The following is a 14,212-nucleotide window of genomic DNA, read 5'->3' as shown; positions in this document are numbered from 1 at the left end:
TTAAACTTCCAATAAATGTGACCCATCAAAGAAAAACAAGTAGCGGTTGGTTACTTTCTTATTCAGTATCCCTTCAACAGCCCTCGTATAAAGCTGGAGCTGCATCCGGTATCGATCGGCAAGGATTTCTTTAGCTCCTTCAAACCCATTGGCAAATCGGCCGTTTATCGTATCCGTTTTATAATCCAGCAGGACAAGGCCCCGTTCATCCTCAAAAATACAATCAATCACACCTTGAATCAGGATTTCCTCTTCACCGGAAGCCCAATCGGCGTAAGCTTCCTTTGCCGGCAATGACATCGTGAATGGCACTTCCCGGCGAATGTTCAGCGACTTTTGCATTCTTCGCCCGATTTCACTGTCAAAGAAAACGACAATCGTCTCCGGGTCCACAGCTTCTTTCTGTTCCTCTGTCAACAGTTCACGTTGTATCAAATCCACCATCAATTCTTGGACCGCTTGAACGGTAATCTGCTGGGATAAATCAATATGCTGCATCACTAGATGGGTAATCGTCCCCCTTTCCGCAGGGGTAAGTGATTTTTCCTGCATGAAAGTCGGGCGCTTCGTGATGGGACGCTGAAATTTACGCAATAATTCCGTGGAGCCCGTTTCGTCCTTCAATTCATATTGACGCTTCAGCTCAGAAACGGATTGCTTCGAACGATGCACGGAAGCCTCATATTCCGGGTACTCCCATTCAAGCTGTGCTTTAATATCTTCATAAAACTCGGAAACGATTCCGACCTTCTCCGATTTCTGGACATGTTCAAGTAATTGCTCCTGTACAATTGCCTCTTCTTCATCCAGAACGGCAAGCTCCTCACTTGGAACGATCGAAATCGACCAGTTCGATGGATGCGACTCCATTTCCAGGCCTTGGCCTTCCATAAGTGAATCGCGATGGCGGACAAGGGCTGGGCCAATCCAATCAAGATAGCTTTTGGCACCTGCCCGTACATAGTCCTTTAATAACCATTCTCCATGCGCCGCATTGCTTGCCCAGTCTTGCTGCGTTTTTTCCGCATCATTGATGCTGGCAATCAAATAAAGCTTTTCCTTAGCTCTTGTCAGTGCCACGTAGAGGACCCGCATCTCCTCGGCAATCAGTTCAAGCTGCTTCTTTTTCTTAAATGCCAACTGGGGCAGGGATGGATAAGTGATCCGCAATTCGGGATTGACGTACTTAGCTGCGAATCCATAATCCTTATCAAGTAAATACGATTTGCGGATATCCATCCTATTGAATTGTTTGGAAAGTCCGGCAATAAACACGATCGGGAATTCCAAGCCCTTTGAGGAGTGGATCGTCATCAAGCGGACTACATCTTCCTGTTCGCCTAAAGCCCGAGCCGCCCCTAAATCATCTCCGCGCTCCTGCATCCTTTCGATGAACCGCAGGAAACGGAACAATCCGCGAAAGGAGCTTGCTTCATATTGCCTTGCCCTGTCATACAATGCCCTCAAATTGGCCTGACGCTGTTTGCCGCCAGGCATCCCCCCTGCAAAATCGTAGAACTGGGTTTCGCGGTATAACAGCCAAATTAAATCTGATAATGCTTCCTGCCTGGCAAGCTTTCTCCACTTGACCAGTTTTTTATAAAAAGCCGAAGCCTTATCATAAAGCGCTGGGTACTCTTCCCGATCACTCTTCCTGTAAAAATCAGCTAATGCTTCGTAATAACTCCCGGTATGGAATAATCGTACCTGTGACATTTCTTCTTCATCCAACCCGACGATGGGGGAACGAAGAACGGATGCCAAGGGGATATCCTGCTGCGGATTATCAATCACCTTCAACAGGGAAATCATGATCGCAACTTCTGTCGCTTCAAAATACCCTGTCGATAAATTGGCATAGACTGGAATCCCTTGCTTTTTAAATTCTTCCATGATTTGCGGTGCCCATGGCATCGAACGCAGCAGGATGACCATATCCCGATAAGTGGCCGAACGGTACTGTTTGGTCTTCGTATCATATATCGGATGCTTTTCACTTATGGCCTTTTTAATGAGCTTGGCCATCTGCCTTGCTTCTAGCTGCGCTTTCTCAAGCTCCTCTGCCTCAAATCCGTCCTCCGCCGCCGTATCCGCATGTGCATTTGGATCAGCTGCCCCATCAATCAAATGGAGTTCAATCGGATTGGGGACGTCTTCGGGATAAGGCGCACCTTTTTTCAATTGAGCATCCTCATCATAATCAATCTCACCGACTGTGATGCCCATCAACTGCTGAAACAAGAAATTCGTTCCATCCAGAACCTCTTTACGGCTTCGGAAATTGCGGTTCAAATCAATTTTCAGCCCAGAATCAATTCCATCATGAGTAAAGCGGGTGTACTTTCCAAGGAAGAGATTCGGTTCGGCAAGCCTGAACCGGTAAATGGACTGCTTGACATCACCAACCATGAAAAGATTTCCATCATATTCACCATCGGCCGTCACCAGTTTTAAAATCGATTCCTGAACAAGGTTCGTATCCTGATACTCATCGACAAGCACCTCTTTGAACTGGTTCCTGTATTCGATGGCAGCCTCCGATGGTTTTCGTTCACCCGCTACGGTTTCACCAGTCAGGATTTGCAGGCAATAATGTTCCAAATCAGCGAAGTCGACCAAGTTCTTTTCTGCTTTGGCCGCGAAGAATCGTGCATCGAATCGTTTCACCAGCAGGATGAGTGTGTCTACATATCCCTTGAGCTCCCTTATGTCGCGCAGGTAGCTTTCCGGCTTACGGGAAAACAACTCTTCCTGTAACGCTTTGATGATTTTCTTCGCCTTATCACGATATTTCGTGGCCTCATCCGATATTTCCTTGATGAAATCTGCACCAGTGCAGCGTTTTGCCGTTCCGAATTTCACGTTTTGGATTTCTTCGTAAAGCGCATCCCAGGATTGCTCTTTCACTTCCGACAGTTTGGCAACCATGGCAAGGTCAGCCAAATAGTTTTCAGCCCTTGGCGCCGGTCCCCCCGGCACTTTTGTCAACGCAAGCGAGCGTTCCAACAAATCCCTTGCCGTGTCCAGCTGCAACCCAATATCAAATTTCAATGAAGCGATGAACGAAAGGTCGTCAATGCCCTCACCATCAGCCAACTCATACATGCTGGCGGCCCCATCGAGCCATCGATCGGGATCAGGGTTCGATTGCGAAAAATCGTGGAGCGATCGAACGATATCCTGAAGTGCATCATCGTTTCGATCGCTCGTGAATGCATCAACCAATTGAAAGAACGTTTCATTATCACTTTGTCCGTACTGCTCCTCGAAAAGCTCTTCCATTACTTCATCACGAAGCAGCTGGACTTCTGTAGAATCGGCTATCCTGAAAGCCGGGTCGATATCCGTCAGATAGTAATACTTCCGGATCACCTCTAAACAAAAGGAATGCAGGGTCGATATCGAGGCACGATTAATCAAGCTCAGCTGCTTACGAAGATGCTGTGACTGCGGATTATCAGAAATCGCTTGTTCCAATGCCTCACCTACCCTATGACGCATCTCGGCAGCCGAAGCATTGGTGAATGTTACGACGAGCAGTTCATCAACATCGATCGGCTCATCTTCCGATATCACTTTTTGAATGATCCGATTGACAAGCACTGCCGTTTTCCCGGAACCGGCAGCGGCCGCAACCAAAATGTCCTGATCCTTGGCCCATATCGCCTTCCATTGGTCTTCGGTCCAGGTCACATCTGCTGGAAGAGCAGGTATTATCGTTTTACTCATCGCTCTCCCCCTCCCCTCTCAATAGATCAAGAACATCATTTTGTTTCTTTTGTGCTAAATTCCTAAATTGATTTTCCTCTAGGGACTGGTCGAATTGGCATACCGATTTAAAGGAACAGAAGGTACAAGGCGTTTTTTCCTTTAATTTATATGGCGTTATATCCACATCACCATCAACCATGCGATCACCAGCTTCCTGATAAATGCGGCGAACGTGGCGATTCAGCAATGAAAACTCTTCCCTGCTGGCAACTTTGGAAGCGGCGAGGAGCGATCCATCCTTTTTGAATCCTGCCGGAATGATATCGGACTTACCCGAGCTTTCGATATCAAGCGATTGATCCATCATCTGGATGACATTCGAATGATCCAGTACAAGGCCATTCATTTTAAAGCTTTTATATATCTCTTCCTCAATTTTATCCAAACTGAGCATGCCTTTTGATTTGACCACCGGGTTATGCACATGAAAATACAAAACGCCGGCCGGAATCGCTTCCTTGCCAATCAGCGAATTCGAATGAGTAACGACGATATCAAGGTAGGTCAGCATTTGCAGGGCAAGTCCATAATATACTTCACTCATGTTCAGTTCCTTTTCACTCGACTTATAATCGAGCACACGCAAATAGACTCCTTCCCCTTCCTCCGCTTTATCCACGCGATCGATCCGGCCGATCAATTCCATCTTCGTACCGTTCTTCAAGGTGAAAGTTAGCGGCGGCAGCTCTCCACTTTTCCCGAACCCAAGCTCCAAACCAACCGGAGCAAAACCGCTCACCTTGGCATGCTCGCTTAAAACCATCGAGGCACGTCCGATCACATGCTCCAATTTCCTGCTTAAATAGTGATGCCGGTTCGTACTTAACAAAATTTGGTTTTGTAATTTAGGAGCGAGTCTTTCCACTGCCATTCTGGCAAGTTCCAGGCATTGTTCAGTCGTCAATGCAGACCAAGCGATATCATGCTCCTTTAAATAATCCGAAATCATTTTCAACGCTCCATGGAACATCTCTCCGATATCCGGTGCATCCAAACGGAAAATTTGCCTTTCCCTCAATTTCAAGCCATGGGCTGCATAATGGGAAAACGGGCAGCTATTGAACATTTCCATTCGCGAAACACTCGTAAGTATGCTTTCTCCATACAATTGCTTACTGGTTTCTTCGGATAATTTCTTCGTTTTGTTCTGGTAAAAAAGGCTTGATAACACCTTAGTCGCAAAAGGTCCGGCCATTTCATCCTCTATGATGATATTATATACATCCCACCATAGCGGATGGATTGGATAGTTCCTTTTTTTGAGCTGTAATTGGGCAGCCAGATACGAGAGGGCCACATCATTATTCGCGGCATATTTCAACTGTTCCCCAGCAGGCAGATCGGATGGACCATTCATGTAATGCACATCGGAAACGTTAGGCAGCACATCCCTCACCCGCTTTAAGTAGGAAGATGGCAGCAGAGCCTTTCCTTCCTCATCGGCAAGCGGATATGATAAATAGAGAGACTCTGCAGGTGTCGTGAAAGCTTTGTACGCGGTGAACTCCTCATCAAGGAGGCGCACCTTGGAGCTTGGGGCGACGTCAAATCCACCAGCCAAAAGAACATCGCGATCACTATCGGAAAAGACCCCCTCGGAAACAGCCTTGCCCGGCAGGACCCCTTCATTCAGGCCGATAACAAAAGCCGTCTTCACATCGTCAAGCCGGGATAAATCGAGATTGGCGACAAGAACTTGGTCAATGGCAGGCGGCACTAAAGAGAACTCAAGCGATTCCAACCCGGCTTCAATGATTGTCGCAAATTGCTTCATGGAAAGCTGTTCCTCGCTTAAAAGCTCGACGAACTGGTCCAATAGGTCGACAATCGCATTCCATGCTTGTTCATGCTCTCTTGCCGAAACCAAATCGGCGGCATCTTCCGCGTCCTGTTTCAGCTTTTCCAACTTTTCCGATACATGCAATTCTTCAAGATATAAATAAAGGGCTTCGCATAATTCCCTCCCATTTTCAGCCTTCTTAACACGCTTGGAAAGCTTCAAGATGGGCTCGGTAAATAATTGCTTCATCTCATTCAGCTCTTGCTCAAGCTTCATTTCCTTATCCGTTTGGTTCCGGTCCTCCAGTTCCAGACCACGGAAGCGCCTGTACGTCCAACGATCTTTTGAAGTCCATCTGCTCCCTTTGATCCCACGGGACAATACATAGTTCTCCAGCTTATCCACCTGCTCGCGCATCCTGTCATGATTATTTTGCAGCGGAAAGAGCAGCTCCGTCTTGATTGCGCGAAATACCGGTTCATAACGCCAATATCCAGTGATGATCTCCAATGTGGATCGAATCAATTCGATTAAAGGATGATTCAGCATCGTCCGTTTCGAATCGACGAACAAGGGAATTTGATAATCGCGGAAAACGGTTTGTAAAATATCAGAATACGCTTCACCGTTCCGGACTAAAATCGCAATATCACGGAAACGGTGCCCCTTCTGCCTGACAAGCATCAAGATATCCCGGGCAACACCTTCAATTTCTGCCCTGCGGTTAACGGCCTGTGCAATTGCTACATCAGGTAAGTGCTCAAACGTCCGTACAGGACGAATTGCAAAATAAGTTTCGAGATGATCCAGTCCCGGACTCTTCCCAAACCTTTCCGTTCCCGTTAAGATCTTATCGTCTGAAATTGGGATGTCATTCCTCAACCCTGCTTGATAAAGATGATGATACAGGTTTCCCGTTTGCCTGAACAATTGCAGGTCATCCGGTGCATATTGCCTATAGGGCCGATCCAAGGTAAGTGAAACCGTCACATTCTTGCACAGCTTCATCATTTCTTCGACAATCAATAATTCCTGGGGCGTCAAGCTATAAAAGCCATCGATATAGATCTCCGCATTCTTTATATATGAAGACTCAGCCATTTTTTCGATCAGTAAAGTGAAATAGTCTTCGGAGTCGAGATATTTGCCGACCATTTCATCCTCAAACGCCTGATAGATCAATTCAAGGTCATGAAGTTTATCCTGGATGCCGCTTGCTGCCTTTGATGCTTCAGTCAAGTAGTTTTGAATATCCCGCGGCTCGATGCAATACTGCTTGAACTCAGCCAGCATTAGTTCCATCTGGGCAATGAAACCCTGCTTATCTGCAGACCGGCGAAACAGCTTGAACTCCTCTTTTTTATCATCCATTATTTTCCTTATCAGCATATTCACGCCAACACTATCCAAATGGAGGCGGCTCATTCCCCCGGTTTCCTGTAGAACCCGCCAAGCCAGCCTGCTAAAACTGAAAACCTGTGTCCGGATCATGCCGGCAAGACCTGGCGTTTTAATTAATTTATATTCAGATAGAAACGTCATCTGATCAGGAACGAGATAGATGATCGGATTGCCTTCGGGATCTTCTGCCAGTTTGGAGCGGATTTCGCCCAATACATTCGAGGTTTTCCCTGTACCTGATCTTCCCAGTAAAAAACGGAGTGACATCTCTTTTTCCCCCTTATACACCAACATTATGTCTAGATCTATCATACCAGAAAATCCTTCAACTTTTTGATGAGGATCCTTTCCAGTCAAGGACCACTTTCTATCATTTTACTGTTTCCCAATCCAAAACACCAATCGTACGTTCGCGTTTCCCCAAAAGAAAAAGCCCTCTGCTTTCTCGGGCTTTGCCAGTCATTCACCTGTAAATCTATAATTGAATTCTTTGAGCGGCCAATATCGAACATCCACCTTACCGACGACATTTTCCACTGGTATAAAGCCAAAGTGGCGGCTGTCCGCACTCTCAAGACGATTGTCACCCATGACAAAAAGCTTTCCCTTCGGAACGGTGGTCTCGTCCGTCAATTCCTTTAATGTGAAATCCCCCGTAAAATCCTGATCTGGGAATCCTTCCTTCCATTTCTCGAGATAAGGCTCATCCACTTTCCTGCCATTTACGTAAAGCCAATCATCCTTGTAACGGATGCGGTCACCTGCAATCCCGATCACTCGTTTAACATAATCTTCTTGTGAATTCGCATGAAAAACAATAATGTCAAACCGGTGAATATCGTGAATCTGATAATTGATTTTATTCACAACAAGTTTGTTGCCATCTTCTAGGGTCGGCTGCATCGACTTCCCTTCAACGTCATAGCTTGAAAAGAAAAATGTACGGATCAAGATGTAAATAACAAAAGCTATCATGGCTGCTTTTATCCAATCGGATAAAGAATTCTTGTTTGTTTTTCCCATCTCGTCAACCCCTACTACATTTATATTCTAACTTATTGTCCTTCTTCCCTCTTCATGCTTTTATTTAATCGGACTTCCAGTCTTTTTCCTACATACCAAAGGACGAATATGACGACCCCGATAATGATCGTGCGTATTGGCTTATGTATTAATGATACTAAATCGTAGCCTACGAAGCTAATCGTGAAAATCATCACCGCTTTTCCTCCTACGACCGCAAGTCCATATTGCAACGGACTGACCTTTGACAATCCCGCCACGATATTCACGATGGCCGAAGGTGTAAAAGGGAAGCAGAGCAGGATGAACAAAGGTCCGAATCCATGACTTTCCACCCAAACCATCAAACGCTGAACCTGCTTATGTTTTTGTAAAAACCGAAAAAACCTCATTTGACCATATCTTCTAATGACTAAAAAGATCAAAAATGACCCCGCTACCGCACCAATCCAGGAAAATAAAAATCCCCACCAAAGGCCAAAAGCGGTTGCATTAGCCAACACGAACACCACTAAAGGTAAAAAGGGCAAGAACGCTTCCAGCATCGGCAGTAAGATACCGGGAATCGGGCCGAATGAGCGATATTGCTGAATAAGCCCCGAAATATGATCAAGTGTAAACCACTCACGTATTGTCTCCAAGTCCATAATTATCTCCCTCGACATGCTGCCGTCAAAGCAGCATAAACTTATTAAAAAGATGTTTATTTTAGATATATCACTTTCTTCTGAAATTGCAAGAATTATTATCCATATATCTTCATACTTTCCCTATCTCAGGAAATCATAATCTTGTTAATGAAATTTTCACCATTTTTTAAAACAGCTTGCATATCGATTGAAAATACATTAGGATAATCAAACAAGAACAAATGTTCTATACGTTATAAATGTTACATATTCATAGTAAAAAAGTGTTTTGTCAGAAAGGGGCGGTCATGATGACCCGCATTCCAGAGGATGACCGGAATATGATCGAAAAAGCCATCTACCTACCGATGGTGATTACAGTCTTAAACCGGGATCTCAAAGTCATCGAAATCAGTCCGTTTAAATTAAGAAGGCCCTATTCCGAGCTAGTCGAGCACATCCTAAAAATCGTTCAGGACGATTTGGCCGAGGTTCGTCGATATCTGCGCAAGGAAAATATTAAGGTAAGTGAAATCAAACGCGATGAATCCTTCACGATGTATTGTTTTTTATACAAAGGATACGAGGAACATCATAATTATTTCAATCCGCGCCTTCGCAACAAAACCGAAGACCTGTTATGTTATTACTTTTTCGAGAGAAGCCACCGTTCTACGAATTAGCGGGTTACAGACATACCTATCCTGTAGATGCCGAATATTTAGGGTGGAGGAAATGAATGTAAGTAAATAGTATCATAAATAACTCCCTTATCTTTTTCTGATAAGGGAGTTCATTTTGATGATTATAATCTATTCACTTCACACGCCTCCATCGCCGATTTAAAAATGACCTAGAAAGAAAATCCATTAAATGATAGATTACCCAATCCGATATCGGTGACTTATTCACGTATAAGCATGGGTCAGGATAAACCCACTTGAACGGGGGGGACCTGATATGATAAAACGGCAGTTTCAATGGAACCGTACCCCATTTAGCACTGTAGCGATTAATAGTAAGAAACTTGTTCCATTCATTTTCATCCATTTTCTTTACATTCGATTAGCCTTTCCTTACATTCGCTTTTCCTCCTCTAACGTGGAATATACTTTGAATTCAACTCTGAAGCCTTGGCTCCATTGGCATCGGTGAATAAATAGAAAGACTTTCTCTTGGTTTCCTCAATCCTCTGGATCAGTTTCGTTTTTAAAAAGGATGTCCGGTGCAGCTGATTTTCGAACGAGCTGTACGATACCTCTAAGTCGATCGATTGTTTATTCCGGAATGTAACGGTTGTATGTTTGGAGTCTAGGCGATCATAGGCTACGACATGCTCATGTGATAACCAGATGCATGGAGGACGCAGCGGAGATGTAGTTGGAAAGAAGAAAATCGAACTGGTCGGATCAATCGCGATCGGTGCTTTATGCGTGATGTTTATGAGCTGCTTAGTGCCTTGTCTACGCCCTTCGTAGCTGGATCCGAAGAATTCACAGCTTCTCTTGATAATTTCCAACGGCTTGAAAGGGGATATGAACTCGTCCTCCATTTCAACGATACGGGCATAAATTTTACTGCCATAGTTGAGCGGTGCAACCATAAGTGTTTGGGGCGTTATTTCATATTCCTCTATGATTCCCTCGTTGTGTTGCATCAATTTTAACCCACCTCTTCCTCATTGCATTAGGATTCAACGTTTTACTAAAGGCATTCGTCCCCTTTCACCGACAATTGGTGAAGAGTACCAGTCCATATAAGTAAATTTCCTCACTATAATAGCACAATAAATTATGAGAAATTTAAAGTTCACAAAAAATTAAAAATTCTTTCAAAAAGCGGTCGTTCCGCCATCTATATGACACATTTTCTATTAATATTAGAATTTTTTAAATTTTCAGTTGATTTTATCCGCGCAAATCCATATACTAATAAAAAGGGTCAGGGGTGGTAACTTTGAAAAATGAAAAATCTTATTCAGAGTCAGTGAAGTCCTTATCAATGAGCGAGATGAAAAACGATGCCGTGGTTCAGGAAATGTTGATTGATATGATTATTCTGGAAGCCGTCCTTACTACCAAAAAGAATATCCTTGCGAAGCAAATTGATGAAGCCTTGGATATGAAAAACAAACCTTTATTTCTGAAACTTAGTTCTGAAATGAACGTTTTACTAAAACAATTTGGAAATTAACACCCGCGATTAAATGACAACCGAATCATCAAAAAAGCCTCCCTTCATGAGGGAGGCTTCAGTTCGTATACAAAAGTGGTCCTACTCACGTGTTTGTAACAATGTGACACCGGGAGCGCCGGCACATGGGAAACGTCAAGGGCTTTGCTGATCATTCCTTATGAAACATTCCCATGACCTCGGCTGTTTCCGTTATATTGACAAAGGCATTTGGGTCCACTTCTTTTATCATCGTTTTGACGTCGGTTAATTGGTAACGGGTGATGACCGTCATCATCACTTTACTCTTTTCCCCCGAGTATGCACCTTCACCATCCATGACTGTAATCCCGCGATATAAGTTGGTCAGGAGCTTCGTTTTCATCTCATCACTCTTTTTCGTAACGATCATCAAAGTTAATTTTATGTGGTTGGAGTGAATCGTATCGATAACTTTTCCAGCTGCATATATGGAAATCAATGTATATAGTGCAGCATCCCAGCCAAAAATGAAGCCTGAAATGACCACCACGACTGCATTCATCACCGATAGTAATGAACCAAGCGGGAAGTTGCTCTTCTTAGCCAAAAGCATGGCGATGATATCAAACCCGCCGGAGGAGCCTGAAGCACGGAAGATGATCCCGATACCGAACCCGGAAATGATTCCGCCGAATAAAGAGGACAAAATCGGTTCAGTGGATACTCCATGAATGGGGATCAGGTATAAACTGATGGAAATTACGACAACTGACAATATCGTATATGTGATGAACCGCCTTCCCAATTTGAGGTATCCGAGAATCAGCAATGGCAGGTTCAACAGAAAATTCAATATACCTGTATTCACTGGAGTGATGATTCCCAGCATGATCGCAATTCCACTAAGTCCGCTGCTTAAAATTAAATGAGGTATCAAAAATAAGTTATAGGCAACTGCAACAAGCACTGAGCCTAAGGTGATGAGAAGTACATTATACATAACCGATCTCCTTAATCGAGCTGAGAATTTAATTAATTATAGTGGAGAACATCAGCATTTATAAAATAAAAGTTTTTTCTGATAAATCCCGGCTATCCGTATCCTCAGATCATATAAAAAAACCAGCTGTTCTTCAGCTGGCTTTCAATCACCCTTTGCATTTGCCTTTTCGATTGTGGAAATCCGTTCGAGCATGGTTGGATGTGAATACCGCAGCCATTTCACCAAAAATGGCGGGTTCACCTGACTTAACCCAGATCTGGTGAGTTCCTGAAATGTGGTAATTGCCGATTCTTTATCCCCGGTCATTTCGATGGCATACCGGTCTGCCCTCGTTTCTTCGTATCTGGACACGAAATTCGAGAGCGGACTGGAAATAAAAAGCAGCATGGCCGTGATCAAAAGAAATAAGGGCAATGAAGAAATGCTGCCTACCGAATGCACCTTTAACAGATGACCCCAGCGCTTAATGACATAATTCATGATTCTCGAGGTCAGCCACAGCCCGATCAAGGTCATTCCTAGATAACCGGCAATGCCGAAATAGATATGCTTTTCTACATAATGAGCCATTTCATGTGCCATGATGAAAAGGATTTCGTCTTCCTTCAGTTTGTTCAAGGTCGTATCCCAAAGGACGATTCTTGAGTTGGAACCTATACCTGTCACATAGGCATTCAATGAATTCGTCTTTTCCGCCATATTAACTTCATACACGTGCTCAGCCGGAATTTCCGCCTGTGCGGCGAGTGACAATATTTCCGTTTCCAACTCTTTATTTTTGAGCGGATAAAATTCATTGTACAGAGGATCGATCAATACAGGCTGAACAAACATCAAGAACAGCGTAAATGGGATCGATAGCATCCAAGCATAGAGCCACCACTTCTTTGCACTTTTCTTCATTAACCAATATAGGACGGATACAATGATGAACATCATTCCGAAATTCACCCAGAATTCAATGATTCCATCCTTCATCCATGAGGTGAAGCTTTGTGTACTGATATGGTAGTTCTTACTAAGCCAATAGCCAATGAAGCTTATTGGAAAAAGTGCCAAATAAGAAATGATGGAAAGCCAGAATAAATAAATGCCTGTTTGGATCACTTTTCGCTTTGTAACGGCCGATGCCGACTTTTCAAATGCCCTGGATATGCCAAATAATAAAACGAAAAAATACAGCAGCCATTCATATGGTGTGGAAACGAAAAATATGAAATTCCGCAATCCTGAATATTCTTCGCTAAGCTTTAATTCCCTTGCATTCAGGAATGTAGCAGGATCTGCTGCAGTACCTCGCAATGCATCGGGAATGGCGGTATTTGCCCCATAAAAAATATACCAATACATCACTGCTACATAAAGGATATATACTAGAATAGCTCTCCCAGCCCATTTTCTAACCATGATGCCCCTCCTTCGAATCTCTCCCTCATAATAGTTTAATCCAAAACGGACAGGTTAGAACCGCATTTCCATCCAATATTATTCATTCCGTCAAGCCTTATTGCCGTTAACCATCTCTGGACCATTCGACAATGACATACAGCATTAAACACATCTGAGTGCAAATGAGCGGGGTGCAGTAAAGCTCCGGCAGCTAACAAGCATGGCACAGGCCCTTGTTGATCAAAGTTTTGACTGGTCAGCCCTTCATGTCCTATTTTGAAATTTATACAAAAGCGCCATAAGTTCCGGACGATTGCTCACATTCATTTTTTTATAAAGCCGGCTGATATAATTTTTGACCGTTCCTATGGATAAATATAGTTTTTTGGAAATCTGCTGATTTGTTTGTCCTTCGGTGAGGAGAATGAGCAGTTCATACTCACGTTTGGAAAAGGAGCCCAATTTTTCGATTGCCTTTTCCAAGGCCGCATTCCCCTGCCCCACCCCTTCCTGCTGAAGCTTCTTCATCAAAAAAGATTTAACAGTGGCAGGATAGACGATTTGCCCGTTGGCGCATTGCCGGATCGCTGCCACTACTTGCTCCATTCCGCCATCCTGTAACACGTAACCTGCTGCGCCATGGGATATCGCTTCAATGAGATAGTGATTCTCGGGATAGGCAGCACGGATGACTATCGGGATGGAAGGATGTTTTTCCTTCAGCATCACCATCATTTCCTGTCCATGTGTCCATGATGAGCGGACATCAAAAAGAATGACATCAGGCATGACTGCCGCTGTAACATCAAGGCTGCGCAATTCCCTTTCAGTTTCAGTGGCTCCAATGACCGTAATGTCTTCCTCCTTTTCGATGATTCCCTTAAGCCCCCCTTGTTTACTGACTAACAATAGCTTAATCAACTTCATATCTTCACCTGTTCTTTTCATTATTGGCTACATTTTTTCATAGTTTCATCAAGTAGTTCATTTGAACTATATTTTACTTCTTAATTCACTTGATAACAATATAAGTCAATTATATGTAAAATCCAAATTTAAACT

General features: G+C 43.8%; 10 protein-coding genes. 2 read left to right on the top strand and 8 right to left on the bottom strand.

The features are described 5' to 3' along the window. The 4 genes from addA to MHI53_RS06160 all read right to left on the bottom strand — a co-directional run bounded on the left by addA (nt 1) and on the right by MHI53_RS06160 (nt 8,622). Complete coding sequence (gene addA, locus MHI53_RS06175; protein WP_340373034.1) at nt 1–3,729, bottom strand: helicase-exonuclease AddAB subunit AddA; 3,729 nt, start codon at nt 3,727–3,729, stop codon at nt 1–3. After that, nucleotides 3,722–7,219 (bottom strand): helicase-exonuclease AddAB subunit AddB, encoded by a 3,498-nt coding sequence (addB, locus tag MHI53_RS06170; RefSeq protein ID WP_340373033.1) that lies wholly within the window; start codon nt 7,217–7,219, stop codon nt 3,722–3,724. Before addB ends, addA begins: the two co-directional genes overlap by 8 nt. A gap of 192 nt (nt 7,220–7,411) precedes the next feature. Then, nucleotides 7,412–7,975 carry a signal peptidase I gene (gene lepB / locus MHI53_RS06165; RefSeq protein ID WP_061143073.1) on the bottom strand — a complete coding sequence of 188 codons (564 nt, stop codon included), beginning with the start codon at nt 7,973–7,975 and terminating at the stop codon, nt 7,412–7,414. 32 nt (nt 7,976–8,007) lie between these two features. Continuing rightward, nucleotides 8,008–8,622 (bottom strand): TVP38/TMEM64 family protein, encoded by a 615-nt coding sequence (locus MHI53_RS06160; protein ID WP_061143074.1) that lies wholly within the window; start codon nt 8,620–8,622, stop codon nt 8,008–8,010. 293 nt (nt 8,623–8,915) lie between these two features. On the opposite strand from MHI53_RS06160, the gene MHI53_RS06155 reads away from it, so the two are divergent. Beyond that, nucleotides 8,916–9,287, top strand: coding sequence for a hypothetical protein (locus MHI53_RS06155; RefSeq protein ID WP_340373032.1), 372 nt, complete (start codon nt 8,916–8,918; stop codon nt 9,285–9,287). Nucleotides 9,288–9,700: 413 nt separating this feature from the next. Here the strand turns inward: MHI53_RS06155 and MHI53_RS06150 are convergent, their stop codons facing one another. Continuing rightward, nucleotides 9,701–10,261 (bottom strand): competence protein ComK, encoded by a 561-nt coding sequence (locus MHI53_RS06150; protein ID WP_340373652.1) that lies wholly within the window; start codon nt 10,259–10,261, stop codon nt 9,701–9,703. Nucleotides 10,262–10,560: 299 nt separating this feature from the next. Here MHI53_RS06150 and MHI53_RS06145 point away from each other — a divergent pair, with 299 nt between their 5' ends. After that, on the top strand, nt 10,561–10,797 hold the full coding sequence (locus tag MHI53_RS06145) for an IDEAL domain-containing protein (protein ID WP_057912478.1): 237 nt from the start codon (nt 10,561–10,563) through the stop codon (nt 10,795–10,797). A gap of 151 nt (nt 10,798–10,948) precedes the next feature. Here the strand turns inward: MHI53_RS06145 and MHI53_RS06140 are convergent, their stop codons facing one another. The 3 genes from MHI53_RS06140 to MHI53_RS06130 form a co-directional block, all read right to left on the bottom strand. Next, nucleotides 10,949–11,758: a YitT family protein gene (locus MHI53_RS06140; protein ID WP_340373031.1), complete on the bottom strand. Its 810-nt coding sequence runs from the start codon at nt 11,756–11,758 to the stop codon at nt 10,949–10,951. Between the two features lie 144 nt (nt 11,759–11,902). Then, complete coding sequence (locus tag MHI53_RS06135; RefSeq protein WP_061143079.1) at nt 11,903–13,168, bottom strand: M48 family metallopeptidase; 1,266 nt, start codon at nt 13,166–13,168, stop codon at nt 11,903–11,905. Nucleotides 13,169–13,414: 246 nt separating this feature from the next. Beyond that, on the bottom strand, nt 13,415–14,077 hold the full coding sequence (locus MHI53_RS06130) for a response regulator transcription factor (protein WP_185113110.1): 663 nt from the start codon (nt 14,075–14,077) through the stop codon (nt 13,415–13,417). Nucleotides 14,078–14,212 lie beyond the last annotated feature (135 nt).

This window comes from Peribacillus sp. FSL E2-0218 (assembly GCF_037992945.1).
In the GTDB taxonomy this organism is placed as follows: domain Bacteria; phylum Bacillota; class Bacilli; order Bacillales; family DSM-1321; genus Peribacillus; species Peribacillus simplex_B.
The sequence above is the reverse complement of the archived record's forward strand: the minus strand, read 5'-3'. Positions and strand labels throughout refer to the sequence as shown.

Coding starts and splice junctions, on each gene's coding strand:
- MHI53_RS06140 (WP_340373031.1), bottom strand. CDS start 11,758: ATGTATAATGTACTTCTCATCACCTTAGGCTCAGTGCTTGTTGCAGTT.
- addA (WP_340373034.1), bottom strand. CDS start 3,729: ATGAGTAAAACGATAATACCTGCTCTTCCAGCAGATGTGACCTGGACC.
- MHI53_RS06150 (WP_340373652.1), bottom strand. CDS start 10,261: ATGCAACACAACGAGGGAATCATAGAGGAATATGAAATAACGCCCCAA.
- lepB (WP_061143073.1), bottom strand. CDS start 7,975: ATGGGAAAAACAAACAAGAATTCTTTATCCGATTGGATAAAAGCAGCC.
- MHI53_RS06130 (WP_185113110.1), bottom strand. CDS start 14,077: ATGAAGTTGATTAAGCTATTGTTAGTCAGTAAACAAGGGGGGCTTAAG.
- addB (WP_340373033.1), bottom strand. CDS start 7,219: ATGTCACTCCGTTTTTTACTGGGAAGATCAGGTACAGGGAAAACCTCG.
- MHI53_RS06155 (WP_340373032.1), top strand. CDS start 8,916: ATGACCCGCATTCCAGAGGATGACCGGAATATGATCGAAAAAGCCATC.
- MHI53_RS06135 (WP_061143079.1), bottom strand. CDS start 13,168: ATGGTTAGAAAATGGGCTGGGAGAGCTATTCTAGTATATATCCTTTAT.
- MHI53_RS06160 (WP_061143074.1), bottom strand. CDS start 8,622: ATGGACTTGGAGACAATACGTGAGTGGTTTACACTTGATCATATTTCG.